18 protein-coding genes and 1 riboswitch are annotated in these 16,149 nt (G+C 66.2%); of the genes, 16 read left to right on the top strand and 2 right to left on the bottom strand.

Annotated elements, in window-relative coordinates; genetic code table 11:
• The first annotated feature begins 165 nt into the window (after nt 1-165).
• Together QF036_RS16380 and QF036_RS16375 are read left to right on the top strand one after the other, a co-directional pair.
• Nucleotides 166-1,524, top strand: coding sequence for an ammonium transporter (locus QF036_RS16380; RefSeq protein ID WP_307103535.1), 1,359 nt, complete (start codon nt 166-168; stop codon nt 1,522-1,524).
• Nucleotides 1,521-1,859: a P-II family nitrogen regulator gene (locus QF036_RS16375; protein WP_003806050.1), complete on the top strand. Its 339-nt coding sequence runs from the start codon at nt 1,521-1,523 to the stop codon at nt 1,857-1,859. Before QF036_RS16380 ends, QF036_RS16375 begins: the two co-directional genes overlap by 4 nt.
• A 70-nt stretch (nt 1,860-1,929) precedes the next feature.
• Here the strand turns inward: QF036_RS16375 and QF036_RS16370 are convergent, their stop codons facing one another.
• A complete protein-coding gene (locus QF036_RS16370; protein WP_307103533.1) occupies nt 1,930-3,318 on the bottom strand; it encodes a glucose-6-phosphate dehydrogenase in 1,389 nt (462 codons plus the stop codon).
• 84 nt (nt 3,319-3,402) lie between these two features.
• Here QF036_RS16370 and ffh point away from each other — a divergent pair, with 84 nt between their 5' ends.
• A complete protein-coding gene (ffh, locus tag QF036_RS16365; RefSeq protein ID WP_307103531.1) occupies nt 3,403-4,983 on the top strand; it encodes a signal recognition particle protein in 1,581 nt (526 codons plus the stop codon).
• Nucleotides 4,984-5,039: 56 nt separating this feature from the next.
• Complete coding sequence (locus QF036_RS16360) at nt 5,040-5,774, top strand: alpha/beta hydrolase (RefSeq protein WP_307103529.1); 735 nt, start codon at nt 5,040-5,042, stop codon at nt 5,772-5,774.
• Between the two features lie 99 nt (nt 5,775-5,873).
• Here QF036_RS16360 and thiC read toward each other — a convergent pair whose 3' ends face one another.
• Entirely contained in the window at nt 5,874-7,703 is a 1,830-nt protein-coding gene (thiC, locus tag QF036_RS16355) for a phosphomethylpyrimidine synthase ThiC (RefSeq protein ID WP_307103527.1), read from the bottom strand.
• Nucleotides 7,699-7,806, bottom strand: a riboswitch (TPP riboswitch). (Overlaps the previous gene by 5 nt.)
• Before the next feature lie 35 nt (nt 7,807-7,841).
• On the opposite strand from thiC, the gene QF036_RS16350 reads away from it, so the two are divergent.
• The 12 genes from QF036_RS16350 (at nt 7,842) to QF036_RS16295 (ending at nt 16,002) form a co-directional block, all read left to right on the top strand.
• Nucleotides 7,842-8,924: an amidohydrolase family protein gene (locus QF036_RS16350; protein ID WP_307103525.1), complete on the top strand. Its 1,083-nt coding sequence runs from the start codon at nt 7,842-7,844 to the stop codon at nt 8,922-8,924.
• Nucleotides 8,925-9,003: 79 nt separating this feature from the next.
• Nucleotides 9,004-9,879: a VOC family protein gene (locus tag QF036_RS16345; RefSeq protein WP_307103524.1), complete on the top strand. Its 876-nt coding sequence runs from the start codon at nt 9,004-9,006 to the stop codon at nt 9,877-9,879.
• A 93-nt stretch (nt 9,880-9,972) separates the two neighbouring features.
• On the top strand, nt 9,973-10,407 hold the full coding sequence (locus QF036_RS16340) for a hypothetical protein (protein ID WP_307103521.1): 435 nt from the start codon (nt 9,973-9,975) through the stop codon (nt 10,405-10,407).
• Nucleotides 10,408-10,596: 189 nt separating this feature from the next.
• Nucleotides 10,597-11,010, top strand: coding sequence for a 30S ribosomal protein S16 (rpsP, locus tag QF036_RS16335; RefSeq protein WP_003806059.1), 414 nt, complete (start codon nt 10,597-10,599; stop codon nt 11,008-11,010).
• 1 nt (nt 11,011) lies between these two features.
• Nucleotides 11,012-11,254 (top strand): RNA-binding protein, encoded by a 243-nt coding sequence (locus QF036_RS16330; RefSeq protein ID WP_076802241.1) that lies wholly within the window; start codon nt 11,012-11,014, stop codon nt 11,252-11,254.
• Nucleotides 11,255-11,383: 129 nt separating this feature from the next.
• Nucleotides 11,384-11,965 (top strand): ribosome maturation factor RimM, encoded by a 582-nt coding sequence (gene rimM, locus QF036_RS16325; RefSeq protein WP_307103519.1) that lies wholly within the window; start codon nt 11,384-11,386, stop codon nt 11,963-11,965.
• Nucleotides 11,966-12,760: a tRNA (guanosine(37)-N1)-methyltransferase TrmD gene (gene trmD / locus QF036_RS16320; protein ID WP_307103517.1), complete on the top strand. Its 795-nt coding sequence runs from the start codon at nt 11,966-11,968 to the stop codon at nt 12,758-12,760.
• Nucleotides 12,761-12,991: 231 nt separating this feature from the next.
• Nucleotides 12,992-13,351 carry a 50S ribosomal protein L19 gene (gene rplS, locus QF036_RS16315; protein WP_056632605.1) on the top strand — a complete coding sequence of 120 codons (360 nt, stop codon included), beginning with the start codon at nt 12,992-12,994 and terminating at the stop codon, nt 13,349-13,351.
• Between the two features lie 84 nt (nt 13,352-13,435).
• Nucleotides 13,436-14,116 (top strand): signal peptidase I, encoded by a 681-nt coding sequence (gene lepB / locus QF036_RS16310; RefSeq protein WP_307103515.1) that lies wholly within the window; start codon nt 13,436-13,438, stop codon nt 14,114-14,116.
• The gene (gene lepB / locus QF036_RS16305; RefSeq protein WP_307103514.1) at nt 14,117-14,947 is read left to right on the top strand and encodes a signal peptidase I; all 831 of its coding nucleotides are present in this window, start codon (nt 14,117-14,119) and stop codon (nt 14,945-14,947) included. It abuts the gene before it with no gap.
• Nucleotides 14,948-14,949: 2 nt separating this feature from the next.
• Nucleotides 14,950-15,621: a ribonuclease HII gene (locus QF036_RS16300; RefSeq protein ID WP_307103513.1), complete on the top strand. Its 672-nt coding sequence runs from the start codon at nt 14,950-14,952 to the stop codon at nt 15,619-15,621.
• A gap of 54 nt (nt 15,622-15,675) precedes the next feature.
• On the top strand, nt 15,676-16,002 hold the full coding sequence (locus QF036_RS16295; protein WP_003806068.1) for a DUF2469 domain-containing protein: 327 nt from the start codon (nt 15,676-15,678) through the stop codon (nt 16,000-16,002).
• Nucleotides 16,003-16,149: the final 147 nt, after the last annotated feature.

Genomic DNA, 16,149 nt, shown 5'->3' with positions numbered 1-16,149 from the left:
TAACAAGCAGGATATGCACCATTTACGTCAGGGAGGTTGTTGTAACAGGCCCGCAATCTAAATCCTCCGCCAGCGAAACACACCGCGGCAAAACTTGATTCAGGACGCAAAAGGCGTTGGGCAGGCGGATCACTCCGCAGCATTCGATCAGAGAGGACGTGCACCATGGAACTTACCGCAGGTCACGTATGGCTCATGGTGGCGGCGGCACTCGTGCTGTTCATGACACCAGGTCTGGCATTTTTCTACGGCGGCATGACACGCGCCAAGGCAGCACTGAACATGATGATGATGAGCTTCATCTCCATCGGCATGGTCGGTGTGGTGTGGGTACTTTGGGGCGCGTCGATGAGCTCCGGCGAGGGATTCCTGCAGATTGTCGGGAACCCGTTCGCAACCTTCGGCCTCGAGGGCATCACCACCCCTGACGGCCTCATCAAGGTCGGCTACGCGGCCACCTTCGCGATCATCACCGTCGCCCTCATCAGCGGCGCCATCGCGGACCGCGCCAAGTTCGGCGCCTGGAGCGTCTTCGTGCCCGTCTGGGTCACCCTGGTGTACTGCCCCCTCGCCTACATGGTCTGGGGCGGCGGGCTCTTTGGCCCCGAGGGCGCCATCGGCAAGGCCCTCGGCCCTGCGATCGACTTCGCCGGCGGCACCGTGGTCCACATCAACGCCGGTGTGGCCGCGCTGATCCTGGTCCTCATCATCGGCAACCGCAAGGGCTTCGGCAAGGACCCGAACCACCGCCCGCACAACATCCCGTTCGTCATGCTCGGCGCAGCCATCCTCTGGTTCGGCTGGTTCGGCTTCAACGGCGGCGCCGCCACCACCGCGGAACAGGGCGGCCTGATCTGGATCAACACCCTGGCCGCTCCGGCTGCTGCCATGCTCGGCTGGCTGGTCACCGAACGCATCCGTGACGGGCACCCCACCTCGCTGGGTGCTGCCTCCGGTGTGGTCGCCGGCCTCGTCGCCATCACCCCGGCCTGTGCAAACGTCAGCCCGGTCGGCGCCCTTGGACTCGGTGTCGTCGCCGGTGTGGCCTCCGCCCTGGCCGTCGGGCTCAAGTTCCGCTGGGGCTTCGATGACTCGCTGGATGTCGTCGGCGTGCACCTCGTCTCCGGCATCATCGGCACCGTGGCCCTCGGCTTCATCGCCCTCCCCACGGACGGCGTCGGCGGCGGCCTCTTCTACGGCGGCGGCTTCACCCAGCTCTGGGCCCAGCTGGCGGCAGCGGGAATTTCCATCGCTTACTCGGCCATCCTGACCGCGATCATCGCAGTGGCCATCCACAAGACCATGGGCTTCCGGGTCTCCCAGGAGCAGGAAGCCGTGGGCGTGGACCTCAGCCTGCACGCCGAAACCGCCTACGAGTTCGGCGTCGGCGGCCACGGAGGCAGCTTCCAGCCCCTGCATGAGCTGATCACCGGCGGCCAGACCAGCGGCACTGACACGGTGCCCGCAGGCAGCGACGACAAGAAGACAGAAGCAGCAACAGGTAAGGAAAGCGTGGGGGCATGAAACTGATTACAGCAATCGTTCGTCCGGAGAAGCTCGAATCGATCCGCGAAGGCCTGGAGGCCTACGGGGTCCAGGGCCTGACGGTCAGCGCGGCCAGCGGCTACGGCCGGCAGCGCGGTTACACCGAGGTTTACCGCGGCGCCGAATACAACGTGGACCTGCTGCCCAAGATCCGCGTTGAGGTGCTGGCCACGGACGAACAGGCTGACGACATCCTGGATGTCATCATCGCCAGCTCCAACACGGGCCGCGCCGGCGACGGCAAGGTCTGGACTGTCGATGTATTCGAAGCAGTGCGGGTGCGGACGGGTGAACGCGGCGTAGCCGCCATCTAGCCAGCACCACCAGCCCAACGCAGCGAGAGGGCCGGTCGCCGAAAACGGTGACCGGCCCTCTCACTGCGTGTTAAGCCTCTTTGGGGCCGGCCCCGCCGGAACCTGCCCGGTATTCCTCCAGCGGAACTTTGCCTGCTGCCCAGGCAGTCAGTACCGGCTCCACGATCCGCCAGCATTCCTCCGCGGTGTCGCCCCTCACTGAGAGCAGCGGGTCTCCGGTCAGGACGCCCTCCAGGACTTCGCCATAGGGCAGCAGCTCGGAGGCGTTGAGTTCGGCCACTAGCGCGGCGCGGTCCAGGCTGAAGATATCCCCGGGACCGTTGACGTCCACGTCGAGTTCCAATGTGTCGGGGCCGAAACCGATCCGGAGCGTGTTGGGCGTGTCCCTGCCGGTGAAGCCTGCGGGCAGGTGCGGAACCGGCCGGAAGGTGACCACAGCCTCCTTGCGCTTGGCCCCGAGGGCCTTGCCGGAGCGCAGGATGAACGGCACGTCCTTCCAGCGCCAGTTGTCGATGTCCACGTGCACTTCGGCGAGGGTCTCGGTGTTCCGGTCCGGATCAACGCCCTCCTCCGCGGTGTAATCGGGGACATCCCTGCCGTTGAGGCTTCCCGCCAGGTAGCGCGCACGCCGGGTGCTGTCCGTGTAGGGCGGCTTGATGCTGCTGGCCCGCAGCACGGTGGCTATGGCGTCGCGGAGGTCGCGCTCGCCGATGGTGGCCGGCGGCTCAATGGCCAGCAGCGCCATGATCTGCAGCAGGTGGCTCTGGATCATGTCGCGCAGTGCGCCCGCGCCGTCGTAGTAGCGCGCCCGGCCCTCCAGCGCCAGGTCCTCCTCGAAGATGATTTCCACTTTGGCGATGTGGTCGCGGCTCCAGACCGGCTCCAGGAAATTGTTGGCGAACCGGAGCCCCAGAATGTTCAGGACGGTGGCCTTGCCCAGGAAATGGTCCACGCGGTGGATGTGGTCCTCCGGGACCAGGGTCAGGAGGGTCTTGTTGAGTTCACGGGCGGACTCCTCGCCGGAGCCGAAGGGCTTTTCCATCACTAGGCGGGTACCGGCGGGGACCTGCTCCGGCCGCAGGATTTCGCAGGCTTTCTGGCTGACCTGCGGCGGCAGGGCGAAGTAGACAGCAACCGGGCCGTCGAGGTCGGCCAGGAGCTGCGCGAGCGGACCGTCCGCGGTGACGTCGGCCTGATAGTATTCCGTGGACTGCTCCATGGCCGCCAGCGCGTCATTGCCGGCGCTGCTGGCTGTTTCGGCGGCCGCATCGAAGGCGGTGTGCACGCGTTCCTGCCACTGGTCCCGTGACCACGGATCCGAACCGGCCCCCACAAGCTTCAAGCCGGCAGCGCGGCCGGTGGCCACCAGCCTGGCCAGGCCGGGCAGGAGGAGCCGGCCGGTCAGATCGCCGGAGGCGCCGAGGATGAGCAGGGTTTTTACAGTCGTTTGGCTCGTCACCCTGCCAGCATGCCACCTTGCAGGCGTGTCTTGATACCCTAGATAGTCGAGTCCCGTTCATCCACTGAAAGAAGTGCACGGCGCGTGTTCAATTCACTCTCTGACCGGTTGACAGCAACCTTCAAGAACCTTCGCGGCAAGGGCCGCCTCACCGAGGCAGATGTCGACGCCACAGTCCGCGAAATCCGGCGCGCCCTGCTGGATGCGGATGTTGCCGTGCCCGTGGTCCGGGAATTCACCGGGCAGGTCCGTGAGCGCGCGCTTGGCGCCGAGGTCTCCGGGGCCCTGAACCCCAGCCAGCAGATCGTGAAGATCGTCAACGAGGAGCTTGTTGAGATCCTCGGCGGCGAGACGCGGCGCATCCGGATGGCCAAGACCGGCCCCACCATCATCATGCTCGCCGGCCTCCAGGGCGCCGGCAAGACCACCCTGGCCGGAAAGCTCGCCAAGTGGATGAAGGCGCAGGGCCACAGCCCCATCCTTGTGGCCTGTGACCTCCAGCGCCCCAACGCCGTGACGCAGCTGCAGGTTGTGGGCCAGCGGGCGGGCGTTCCCGTCTTCGCGCCGCACCCGGGCGCCACCTCCGAACTGGCCCACCCGGCCGGCGACCCCGTCGCCGTCGCCCGCTCCGGCGTTGAGGAAGCGCGCCAGAAGCTGCACGACGTCGTCATCGTGGACACCGCCGGCCGCCTCGGCGTCGACGCCGACATGATGGAGCAGGCGCGCCAGATCCGCCGGGCCATTGTCCCCAACGAAGTCCTCTTCGTGATCGACTCGATGATCGGCCAGGACGCCGTCAACACGGCGACCGCTTTTGACGAAGGCGTGAACTTCACCGGCATCGTGCTGTCAAAGCTCGACGGCGACGCGCGCGGCGGCGCCGCGCTGTCGGTTTCGTCGGTCACCGGCAAACCGGTGATGTTCGCCTCGACCGGTGAAAGCCTGGACGACTTCGAACTTTTCCACCCGGACCGGATGGCCTCGCGCATCCTGGACATGGGTGACGTCCTGTCCCTCATTGAGCAGGCTGAAAAGTCCTGGGACAAGGACGAAGCCGCCCGGATGGCGAAGAAATTCGCCGACCAGGAGGACTTCACGCTTGATGACTTCCTCGCGCAAATGCAGCAGATCCGCAAAATGGGCTCCATGAAGAAGATGCTCATGATGATGCCCGGTGCGCAGAACATCCGGCAACAGCTGGAGCAGTTCGACGAGCGCGAGATCGACCGGGTGGAGGCCATTGTCCGCTCGATGACGCCGCACGAGCGTGTGGCACCCAAGATCATCAACGGCTCCCGCCGGGCCCGCATCGCCCGCGGGTCGGGCGTGCACGTGTCCGAGGTCAACGGGCTGCTGGAACGCTTCGCCCAGGCCCAGAAGATGATGAAGAAGATGGCCCAGGGCGGCGGGATGCCCGGGATGCCCGGGATGCCCGGCACGGGGGCCGGCGGTGCCCGCAAGGGCGGCAAGAACGCGCCCAAGAAGAAGGCCCGTTCCGGCAACCCTGCCAAGGCTGCGCAGGAGCTTCGCGAAGCGGAGGCCAGGCGGGCCGGGGCTTCCAAGGCGGTGCCCACCGGAGCAGCCTTCGGCCAGCAGTCGGGCGACTTCGATCCGTCCCAGCTGAACCTGCCGAAGGGCTTCGACAAGTTCATGGGCGGCAAATAGCGCGCACGGTCATGTCGGCCGGCGCCGATGTCAGACCGCTGCCATAAGGTTGGGTCATGTATAAGCAGCGGGTAGTGTTCGTCCACGGTGCCGGGAATTTCGGCTCCGCGGCGTGGCCGCGCCAGCACGGCATGGCCCTGCAGTACGACGCCCTGTTTCTGCGGCGCCACGGCTTTGACACAGAGGCCGAACCGCTGGAGACCGACTTCGCCGAGGACGCCCGCATTGTGCTGCGGTCCCTGGCCGACGACGGGCGCGGGGCTGCCGGGGGCCACGTAGTGGCGCACTCGCAGGGCGCCATCGCGGCGATGATGGCCGCCGTCGAACGCCCGGACCTGGTCTTCTCATTGACGCTCGTGGAACCGGCCTGCTTGTCGCTCACCGCCGACTTGCCTGCCACCGCAGCGCACCGCGCCCTGATGGAGCCGCTGTTCGAGGTCAGGCACCAGCTCGGCGACGACGACTACGAACGTGAGTTTTTGCGCCGGGCCTTCCCCGCGGACACACCAGAGCCCAGTACCCCGGAGGCGAAGCGGGCTGCGCGCCGGCTGCGGCTGCAGGCGCCCCCGTGGCAGGCGCCGCTGCAGATCGTGCCTGGTGTTCCCACTCTGGTACTCACCGGCGGCTGGGAGCCGCTGTACGAGGAAATCGCTGGCTACCTGCAGGAGACGGGCGCCCTGCACCGCATCGCTGCGGGCGGGCACCGGCCCAACGATTCACCGGAAGGCGACCGTTACATCAGGTCGTTCATCGCCGAGGTCAGCCGGCGCCAGCATCCCCAAGCGTCCTGACGGACCCGGCATCCTGACGGGCACCGGCGTCCTGACGGACGTGCCAGGGCCCCGCCCGGCCGGCCCCCAATGCCAGCCGGACGGGGATGTCAGGAGCCGTCAGTTGCGGGCTGACTCCGGAAGCCGCAGCTCGGGCAGGTACACCTTTCCGCCGGCGGCAAGGAATTCCTGGCTCTTCTCGCGCATGCCCTCCGCCATCTCGGCGAGGGCCGCCTGCGCCTCGGCGGAGCCGTACTCGTTCCGGATGTCCTGGCTGATCCTCATGGAGCAGAACTTCGGCCCGCACATCGAACAGAAATGCGCCGTCTTGGCGGGTTCCGCCGGCAGCGTCTCATCGTGGAAGGACTCGGCCGTCACGGGGTCCAGCGACAGCGCGAACTGGTCGCGCCACCGGAACTCGAACCTGGCCTTGGACAGTGCATCGTCCCGCTCGTTCGCGCCGGGGTGTCCCTTCGCCAGGTCGGCCGCGTGGGCGGCGATCTTGTAGGTGATGACGCCGGTCTTCACATCGTCCTTGTTCGGCAGGCCCAGGTGTTCCTTGGGCGTGACGTAGCACAGCATCGCCGTGCCGTACCGGGCGATTTCGGTGGCGCCGATCGCAGAGGTGATGTGGTCGTAGCCTGGGGCCACGTCCGTGACCAGCGGGCCCAGCGTGTAGAAGGGCGCACCCTTGCACAGCTCCTGCTGGCGCTCAACGTTCTCACGCACCAGGTGGAACGGGATGTGCCCCGGACCTTCCACCATGACCTGCACGTCGTACTCCCAGGCCCGCTGGGTCAGCTCAGCCAGGGTGTCCAGTTCGGCGAACTGCGCGGCGTCGTTGGCGTCCGCCGTCGCACCCGGCCGAAGGCCGTCGCCCAGTGAGAACGCGACGTCGTACTTGGCGAAGATCTCGCACAGCTCATCAAAGTGGGTGTACAGGAAGTTTTCCTGGTGGTGGGCCAGGCACCAGCCGGCCATGATCGAGCCACCGCGGGAAACGATGCCGGTCACGCGGTTCGCCGTGAGCGGCACGTACCGCAGCAGCACGCCGGCGTGGATGGTCATGTAGTCCACGCCCTGCTCGCACTGTTCGATGACGGTGTCGCGGAAGATTTCCCAGGTGAGGGCGTTCGCTTCGCCATTGACCTTTTCCAGGGCCTGGTAGATCGGCACCGTGCCGATCGGCACGGGGGAGTTGCGGATGAGCCACTCGCGCGTGGTGTGGATGTCGTCGCCCGTGGACAGGTCCATCACCGTGTCCGCGCCCCACTGGGTGGCCCACTGCAGCTTGTCCACCTCCTCCGCGATGGAGCTGGTGACGGCCGAGTTGCCGATGTTGGCGTTGATCTTCACCAGGAACGCCTTACCAATGATCATCGGCTCGGATTCCGGGTGGTTGATGTTGGTGGGGATGATGGCCCGTCCGGCGGCGAGTTCGCTGCGGACCAGTTCCACATCGCAGTTTTCGCGGAGGGCCACGAAGCGCATTTCGGGGGTGATGATGCCCTGCCGCGCATAATGCATCTGCGTCACGGTCTTGCCTTCCGCCGCACGGCGGGGCACCGGCCTGGCGCCTTTCCACTCGGCGGAAGCCGCGCCGCGGCGCACGGCTGATTTGCCGTCGTCGAGCAGGTTCCGTTCACGTCCGTGGTACGTCTCCGTGTCTGCCCGGGCCGCAATCCATTCCGCACGGAACGGCGCGAGGCCCACCACCGGGTCGCTGCCCGGACCCGCCGTGCGGTAAACCCGCAGCGGGGCGTTCTGCTCGCCGTTCGGTGATGGCTCCAGGGCGATTTCCGTTACCGGAACCCGCAGGCCGTCCCCCTCCAGATATGCCAGTGAATGGGATTTCAGCGACTGCGTGACATTGCCGGCAGCATTACCGGCGGCTTCACTTTGGGCTGCATCACTTTGGGCAGGGCTCAGCTGTGATTTCTGGGTGCTCAATTTACTGCTCACTTCCTTCGCCGGCATTACCCGGACAGGTTCAACGGTCGCAGGCTGCACCAGCCTGATCTCAGCCCCTGCAGGGGCACCCGTGTGGTCGTAGACGAAGCTACCACAGCTTCGGCTTAGGCTGGAGTCATGGCTCACATCATCGAATTCAGCGGACCCGTGCTCACTGCTGCGGATGAGGAACGCCGCGGGCTCTGGGCCGTGGACGGGAAGCTGACGTTCAATCCTCCGGGCCAACGGCCGGACGCGGTCCTGGACGGCTGGGTCCTGCCCGGTTTTGCGGATGCCCACTGCCACATCGGGCTGGGCCCGGACGGTCCTGTGGACGATGATGTGGCGTACCGCCAGGCCATGACGGACCGCAACGCCGGCACGCTCCTTGTCCGGGACGCCGGCGCCGCCAGCGACACCCGATGGCTGCAGCAGCGGGCCGACACGCCGCGGATCATCAGGGCGGGCCGGCATGTGGCCCGGTCCCGCCGGTACCTGAGGAACTTCGCGGTGGAAGTCGAGCCGTGGGGCCTCGTGGAGGCGGTGCGCAAGCAGGCGCGGGAAGGGGACGGCTGGGTCAAGCTGGTGGGGGACTGGATCGACCGGACCGCCGGCGACCTCGCGCCGTCATTCCCTGCCGGGGCCGTGCGGGACGCCGTCCGCGCCGCCCACGACGAGGGGGCCAGGGTCACGGCGCACTGCTTCGGCGAGGACACCCTGGATGACATGCTGGACGCCGGCATCGATTGCATCGAGCACGCCACGGGCCTGCTGCCCCGGCACATTCCGCGGTTCGTCGAGCAGCAGGTGCCGATCGTGCCGACACTCATCAACATCGCTACCTTCCCGGACATCGCCGCCCAGGCCGAGCCGAAGTTTCCGCGGTATGCGCAGCACATGCGCGCACTGTGGGCCCGCCGCCGCGAGCGTGTCCTGGAGGCCTACGAGGCCGGCGTCGAAATTTATGCGGGAACAGATGCCGGCAGTGTGATCCGCCACGGCCGCATCGCGGACGAGATCCTTGAACTTCACGCCGCCGGGCTTCCGGCGCCGGCGGCGCTTGACGCAGCCTGCTGGCGTGCGCGCCGCTGGCTCGGGGCCGAGGGGCTGGCGGAAGGGGCGGCCGCGGACGTGGTGGTCTGCCGGGAGGACCCCCGGGCCGTGCCGGAGACCATCCGCAGCCTCACGAATGTGGTGCTCAGGGGAAAGATTGTGCATTAGGAATAAATTGAAGCTTCAAGTAATTTAGAGATGTAGAGGCCGCCGAAATCCGGGGGTCCGGACACTTCGGGAGTATTCAATGACAGCAGCAGACAGCAGCCAGGACTTGCTTCCTGCCGACCTCACCATGGGCACCGTCATGCTCAAGGTGGGCGACATGAAGCTCATGACCGATTACTACCAGCGCGCCCTCGGCCTCAACGTCGTCGCCGAGCAGGATGGCGGCCTCTATCTCGGCCGCCTGACGACGCCGCTGGTGCACCTTGCTCCCGCTCCGGGCCTGAACATTCCCGGCCGCGGCGAGGCCGGCCTCTTCCACACGGCGCTCCTGTTCGAAGACCAGTCCTCGCTGGCCGCCACCATTGCCAGCGCCGCCCAGTATGAGCCGCAGTCCTTCGTGGGCAGCGCCGACCACCTGGTGAGCGAGGCGTTTTATTTCACCGATCCGGAAGGCAACGGGATCGAACTCTACTGGGACCGCCCGCGTGAGGCCTGGTCCTGGGACGGCAAGAACGTGGTCATGGACAGCCTGGCGCTGCCGCCGCAGAAGTACCTCCAGGACCACCTCACGCAGGAGTCCGTGGAGGGCCAGCGCGGCACCGACGCGGGGGTGGGACACGTCCACCTGCAGGTGGGCGACGTCCAGTCCGCCCATGACTTTTACGTCGGCACGCTGGGATTCGAAAAGACAGCTGGCTGGCACGGCCAGGCCCTCTTCGTGTCCGCCGGCGGCTACCATCACCACATGGCCATGAACGTCTGGAACAGCCGCGGGGCAGGCCCGCGCCGGGACACCCTGGGCCTTGGCGAGGTCCTCATCGAGGTCCCCTCGGGGGACGACGTCGGCGCCCTTGCCGACCGCCTCAAAGTCGCCGGAGTCGAATCGCACCACACCGGCTCCGAGCTCCGGTTCGAGGACCCGTGGCGCAACCGCCTCCGCGTGGCCGTGCGCTAAGCCCGGCGGACCCGGTTGGGTTAGGCTGACATTCGAAGGGCCCCGGCACTGCCGCTGCCGGGCATCCACCGCCGACGGAATGAGGACGTATCCATGGGTTTCACCGAAGTGTTTGTTGCCACCCACAATGACGCCCTCAAGCGGGCAGAGGCGCTGGAAGGCGGCGCCGCTGCCGGAGACGGCATCCGGATCGCCGGCATCAGTGATTTTGAGATCGAACAGCTCGGCGACCTCGCCGGTGCAGCGGTGCACGCCGCGGGCGCGGACTATGAACTGGCCATGGTGGACGTGGCCAGCGATTCACTTCTGGGCGTGCCGGCGGCGATGGTCCGGGCGCTGGCCGAGCTCCTCACCTACGAGTCCGAGGGTGAGGGCAACGTCCTGGATGAGGTGGCCGAGCGCTGGGCCGCCGAGGATGACATGCCCTTTGGTGCCGGAGAAGCCAAGAGCTACGTCCAGCAGCTGGCAGAGCTCGCCGCCACCGTGGACGAAGGCAGCAGGACCGGTCTCTACGTCTGGTCGTCCTAGCAATAAGCCTCCGTCCGCATGTCAAGTCGAAATAACGCGGACGATCTGGCACAATAGACAGGTACTCGATCTGCGTGGCCCCTCTCTCCGCGTCTGGATCCTGTCCTTTTCGAACCCCCAAGTACGGCCCGCCCCACGGGTGCAGAACGCGGGTTCAACCCCGTTTCAGAAACAGGAGTGACCACAAAAGTGGCCGTAAAGATTCGCCTTAAGCGCTTCGGTAAGATGCGCGCACCGTACTACCGCATCGTTGTCGCCGATTCGCGCACCAAGCGTGATGGCCGTGCCATCGAAGAGATCGGCAAGTACCACCCCACCGAGGAGCCCTCATACATCGAGGTCGACTCCGAGCGTGCACAGTACTGGCTGTCCGTCGGCGCGCAGCCGTCGGAGCAGGTCGCCGCGATCCTGAAGATCACCGGTGACTGGCAGAAGTTCAAGGGTCTGCCGGGCCAGGAAGGCACCCTGAAGACCAAGGCCGACAAGGAAGCATTCGTTGCTCCGGAGAAGGGTTCCGTGATCATCCCGGAAGCCATCACCAAGAAGGCCAAGGCATCGGAAGCCCCCGCCGAGGCTGAAGCAGAGACCACCGAGGCTGAGTAAGTTGCTGGCAGAAGCGCTCGAACACCTTGTCCGCGGCATTGTCGACTCCCCTGAGGACGTCAAGGTCAGTGCCAAGAACAACCGCCGCGGGGATACCCTCGAGGTGCGCGTTCACCAGGAAGACCTCGGACGGGTAATCGGACGCCAGGGCCGCACCGCGCGTGCACTGCGCACGGTCGTGGCGGCGCTGGCAGATGGCGAGCAGGTCAGGGTCGACGTCGTCGACACCGACCGCCGCCGGTAACGCGCCTGCAACACTTGCCTTAAAGTCCGGCCCCTCCACCAGCTAACGGTGGAGGGGCCGGACTGCTTTGGGCCCTGACACCCACAATTGTCTTAACGACGCATACACGCAGTCCAAACAGAGGAACACATGCAGCTTCAGGTGGCCCGTATCGGCAAACCCCACGGAATCCGCGGCGAGGTGACCGTCCAGGTGCTCACCGACGCGCCTGAGGACCGGTTCGTTCCCGGCACCGAGTTCGTGGTGGAACCCGCCTCCGCCGGGCCGCTTACCGTGCGCAGTGCCCGCTGGAACAAGGACATCCTCCTGCTCGGTTTTGACGAGGTGGCCGACCGGAACCGCGCCGAGACCCTGCGCGGCGCCAAGCTGTTCATCGAAACCGAGGAACTCGACGAGGATGACGACGAAGGCTGGTATGAACACGAGCTCGTCGGCCTCGAGGCCCGCGTCGGCTCCCAGGCCGTAGGCAAGGTCACCGCCCTGAACACCATGCCCGTGCAGGACCTGCTGGTCGTCGAAACGCCGGACGGCAAGGACATCCTCATCCCGTTCGTGGAACAGATCGTCCCCGAGGTGAACATCGAGGAGGGCTACATCCTGCTCACTCCGCCGGCGGGCCTGTTCGAGATCAACGAGGAGGGCGGGGAGGACCCCGAGACCAGGGGCTCTGACTCCGCCGAGGACGAGGCTGAGCCGGAGGCCAAAGCCTAGATGAGAATCGACGTCGTCAGTATTTTTCCCGAGTACTTGGCACCGCTGGAGCTGTCGCTCATCGGCAAGGCCCGCCAGGACGGGCTGCTGAACCTGAACGTGCACGACCTCCGCACTTTCACCACCGACCGCCACCGCACCGTGGACGACACCCCTTACGGCGGCGGCGCCGGCATGGTCATGAAGGCCGAGCCGTGGGCCCAGGCACTGGAGTCCGTGGCGGCTGCCCGGCCGTCCGGTGCGGCCAAGCCCGTGCTGATCGTCCCGTCTCCGGCGGGGGAGCGCTTCAACCAGGCGCTGGCCCACGAGCTTGCCGGGGAGGAGCAACTGGTGTTCGCCTGCGGGCGGTACGAGGGCATTGACGAGCGCGTCATCGAATGGGCCGAGGAACACTTCACGGTCCGCCCGGTCAGCCTCGGCGACTATGTCCTCAACGGCGGGGAAGTGGCCGTCCTCGCCATGGTGGAAGCCATCGGCCGGCTGCTCCCCGGAGTGGTGGGCAACCCCGAGTCCCTCGTGGAGGAGTCACATTCGGACGGCCTGCTCGAGTACCCCGTCTACACCAAACCGTCGGTCTGGCGAGACCGGGAAGTCCCCGCCATCCTGCTTAGCGGCAACCACGGCAAGATCGCGCAGTGGCGCCGGCACGAACAGTACCGCAGAACGGCGGAACGCCGCCCTGACCTGCTCGAGGCGTTCGACGCCGGGACGCTGCCCCGCGCGGACCGCACCGCCCTCGCGGACCTGGGGTACGACGTCGTCGACGGTCACCTCAGGCCCCGGCCCGAAGCCTGAGCCGTTCCAGAATTAACCAATTCGTGCCTTATGTGGCAAAATTAGTCCTTGTGTCTGCTGGGTCCGCGCCTGCCACAGGGGGAGCGTAACCAACAGCAAGGCACCCCGGTACCGCCAAAGGGTGGCGGGACCGGACCTCAACACTTCGGCAGCGATTTCCCGGTGAAATATCCGGGCTTGGCTGCCGTGACCCAAAGTGGATGACCTGTGGCGTTCACCAGGAGTGGATCAATGCATATCCTCGATTCCGTAGATGCAGCCTCGCTGCGCACCGATGTTCCCGAGTTCCGCGCGGGTGACACCCTCAAGGTTCACGTGAACATCATCGAAGGCAAGAACTCCCGTGTCCAGGTATTCCAGGGCTTCGTCCTGGGCCGCCAGGGTGACGGCATCCGCGAAACCTTCACCGTCCGCAAGGTTTCCTTCGGCGTCGGCGTTGAGCGTACCTTCCCGGTGCACTCCCCGATCATCGACAAGATCGAGCTCGTCACCAAGGGTGACGTGCGCCGCGCCAAGCTTTACTACATGCGTGCACTGCGCGGTAAGGCTGCGAAGATCAAGGAAAAGCGCGACTTCAGCACCGCCAAGTAAGTCCTTACCGACTTTCACGGCGGGTCCCCAACCCGTGTCCGGCAACGCCGGAGTCATCCGCAACAGCGCCACAGGATACGGATCATGGACCAGACAAAACGCCAGCCAGGGAAACCGGGCTGGCGTTTTGCATTGCTGGCAGTACTGGCTGCCGTCCTGGTCAGCGGGCTCATCCGCTCGCTGTGGCTGGACGTGTATTACATTCCGTCTGCCTCGATGGAGCCGCTGTTCGGCGCGGGTGACAGGATCCTGGTGTCCCGCACCGCCTTCCAGTCCGAACCGATCCGTCGCGGCGACGTCGTCGTGTTCGACGGCCGGGGCTCGTTCGCCCCGTTGAACAGCGGGGAAGGTCCGCTGCAGGAAGCGGCGGCCGCGGCAGGCCACTGGCTGGGGGTGACCGGCAGTGATACTACATATGTAAAGCGGGTCATCGGGCTTCCCGGCGACCACGTGGTCTGTTGCGACGCCGGCCAACGCCTCACAGTCAACGGTCAGCCGCTCGTGGAACCCTACCTGTATGACGGTGATGCTGCGAGCACCCAGAAGTTCGACGTGACTGTGCCCGAGGGCCGGCTGTGGCTGCTCGGGGACCACCGCTCGGTCTCGGCGGACTCCCGCAGCCTGCTGGGGGCGCCGGGCGGCGGCATGGTGCGTGCGGACAGGGTGATCGGAAGTCCGGTACAGATTCTCTGGCCGCTTGATAGATTTGCGTCAGTGGCGCGGTCGCCGTTGGCGGCCACTTCAACAACAAAGGACGGACAATAGATGCCGGAAATCGATCCCGGGAGCTCCGAACCGCGGCAGGCTGCTGCGAGGCCGGGACGGCATGCCGCCCAGGAGCCCGTTTCGGAGGTGTCCGCCTCCGGCGGAACCGGACCCGGGTCACCTGCTCCTGCCGGCCCACGCCGCCAGGAAAAAGCCCGTGCCCGCAATCCTTTCCTGCTGTGGCTGAAGGAGATCGCCACGGTGGTGGTGATCGCCGTCGTGCTGTCCTTCCTCATCAAAACCTTCCTGTTCCGGGCTTTCTACATTCCGTCCGAGTCGATGGTGAACACGCTGGACATCAACGACCGCATCTTCGTGAACCTCCTCGTGCCGGAGCCGTTTGCCCTGGAGCGCGGCGACGTGGTGGTCTTCAGGGACACCAAGGGCTGGCTGCCGCCCACACCGCAAAAGGCCGACGGGCCGTTCAGCGTTGTGGAGGACGGGCTGACTTTCGTGGGCCTGCTGCCGGACAATTCCGAGCAGCACCTGGTCAAGCGTGTCATCGGTCTCCCCGGGGACCACGTCGTCTGCTGTGACGCCGGCGGCAAGATCACCGTCAACGGTGCGGCGCTGGACGAGACATACGTCAATCCGGCCGAAGTTCCGGCAGTGCGAACCTTCGACGTCGTCGTGCCGCAGGGCAAAGTCTGGGTGATGGGTGACAACCGCAACCACTCGGCGGACTCCCGTGCCCACACGGACACCAACGGAGGCTTCGTGGACACCGCCGATATCGAGGGCAAGGCGGCGGTCATCGCCTGGCCGATGAACCGCTGGGCGGGCCTGGACAATTACCCCGGTGTCTTCAAGAATGTGCCCTCGGCAGGTTAACCATGTCCGTTGCACCCACCCTTGACTACGAGAAGCGCTTCCTTCCCCGCGGGGCGCGGTTCCTGGCCGGCGTCGACGAGGTAGGCCGCGGCGCCCTCGCGGGGCCGGTGAGCGTGGGGATCGCCGTCGTGGACCTGCAGAACATGCAGCTGCTCGCAGATGTCCGGGACAGCAAGCTGCTCAAGGCAGCGGAGCGGGAACGGCTTGACCCGCTGGTGCGGGCCTGGAGCGTCGCCTCCGCCGTGGGGCATGCCAGTGCGCGGGAAATCGACGATCTTGGCATCATGGGTGCCCTCCGCGCCGCCGGAAACAGGGCCTGGTTTGAGATCCTCGGTGCCGGCATCACGCCCGACGTCGTCCTGCTGGACGGGAGCCACAACTGGCTCTCGCCCGCCGTCCAGCCCTCACTGTTCGACGAGGTCATCACCGACCCGGGCTGTGACGCGCCCGTCCACACCCTGGTCAAGGCCGACATGCAGTGCCTCAGCGTCGCCGCCGCGAGTGTCCTGGCCAAGGTCGAGCGAGACCAGCACATGCAGCAGCTCCACATTGAGTACCCGGACTTCGGCTGGGACGTCAACAAGGGCTACGGCACGGCGGCGCACCGGGAAGCGATCCGCACCCGCGGCCCGAGCCCCTACCACCGGGTCAGCTGGAACCTGCTGACGGAATAGCGCGGTGCGTCGTGCGGTGCGCGGGTTCCCGCCCGCATGGTGCAAGATGGAACCATGAGTGCCGAAGACCTTGAGAACTATGAAACCGATATGGAGCTCCAGCTCTACCGGGAGTACCGCGACGTCGTGGGTCTGTTCAGCTACGTGGTCGAGACCGAGCGGCGCTTCTACCTCGCCAACCACGTGGACCTCCAGGCGCGCAGCGCCGACGGGGAGGTCTACTTCGATCTCACGCTCCAGGATGCCTGGGTCTGGGACGTCTACCGTTCGGCGCGGTTCGTGAAGAGCGTCCGGGTCATCACGTTCAAGGACGTCAACGTCGAGGAACTGCCCCGCAACGAGGAGCTCGCGCTGCCCAAGGACGTCGACCTCGGCAACTGAGGTTTTTGCTATTCTGCGTTTCTCCTGCGCCTCCTCGGGGCGCCACTGTTCCTCCACAGCCGCTGTTTGCGGGCTGTTTTCCCTGTATCCCACGGGCTTTCCCACATAGCGTGACCGTGCCCTGTTCCGGGTGAGTCCGCCGCCGCA

It is taken from the genome of Arthrobacter globiformis, assembly GCF_030817195.1.
In the GTDB taxonomy this organism is placed as follows: Bacteria; Actinomycetota; Actinomycetes; order Actinomycetales; family Micrococcaceae; genus Arthrobacter; species Arthrobacter globiformis_D.
The sequence above is the reverse complement of the archived record's forward strand: the minus strand, read 5'-3'. Positions and strand labels throughout refer to the sequence as shown.

Bases quoted from the DNA above. Each gene is read 5' to 3' on its own strand.
- QF036_RS16380 (WP_307103535.1), top strand. From the start codon at position 166: ATGGAACTTACCGCAGGTCACGTATGGCTCATGGTGGCGGCGGCACTC.
- QF036_RS16375 (WP_003806050.1), top strand. From the start codon at position 1,521: ATGAAACTGATTACAGCAATCGTTCGTCCGGAGAAGCTCGAATCGATC.
- QF036_RS16360 (WP_307103529.1), top strand. From the start codon at position 5,040: ATGTATAAGCAGCGGGTAGTGTTCGTCCACGGTGCCGGGAATTTCGGC.
- QF036_RS16350 (WP_307103525.1), top strand. From the start codon at position 7,842: ATGGCTCACATCATCGAATTCAGCGGACCCGTGCTCACTGCTGCGGAT.
- QF036_RS16345 (WP_307103524.1), top strand. From the start codon at position 9,004: ATGACAGCAGCAGACAGCAGCCAGGACTTGCTTCCTGCCGACCTCACC.
- QF036_RS16340 (WP_307103521.1), top strand. From the start codon at position 9,973: ATGGGTTTCACCGAAGTGTTTGTTGCCACCCACAATGACGCCCTCAAG.
- rimM (WP_307103519.1), top strand. From the start codon at position 11,384: ATGCAGCTTCAGGTGGCCCGTATCGGCAAACCCCACGGAATCCGCGGC.
- trmD (WP_307103517.1), top strand. From the start codon at position 11,966: ATGAGAATCGACGTCGTCAGTATTTTTCCCGAGTACTTGGCACCGCTG.
- rplS (WP_056632605.1), top strand. From the start codon at position 12,992: ATGCATATCCTCGATTCCGTAGATGCAGCCTCGCTGCGCACCGATGTT.
- lepB (WP_307103515.1), top strand. From the start codon at position 13,436: ATGGACCAGACAAAACGCCAGCCAGGGAAACCGGGCTGGCGTTTTGCA.
- lepB (WP_307103514.1), top strand. From the start codon at position 14,117: ATGCCGGAAATCGATCCCGGGAGCTCCGAACCGCGGCAGGCTGCTGCG.
- QF036_RS16300 (WP_307103513.1), top strand. From the start codon at position 14,950: ATGTCCGTTGCACCCACCCTTGACTACGAGAAGCGCTTCCTTCCCCGC.
- QF036_RS16295 (WP_003806068.1), top strand. From the start codon at position 15,676: ATGAGTGCCGAAGACCTTGAGAACTATGAAACCGATATGGAGCTCCAG.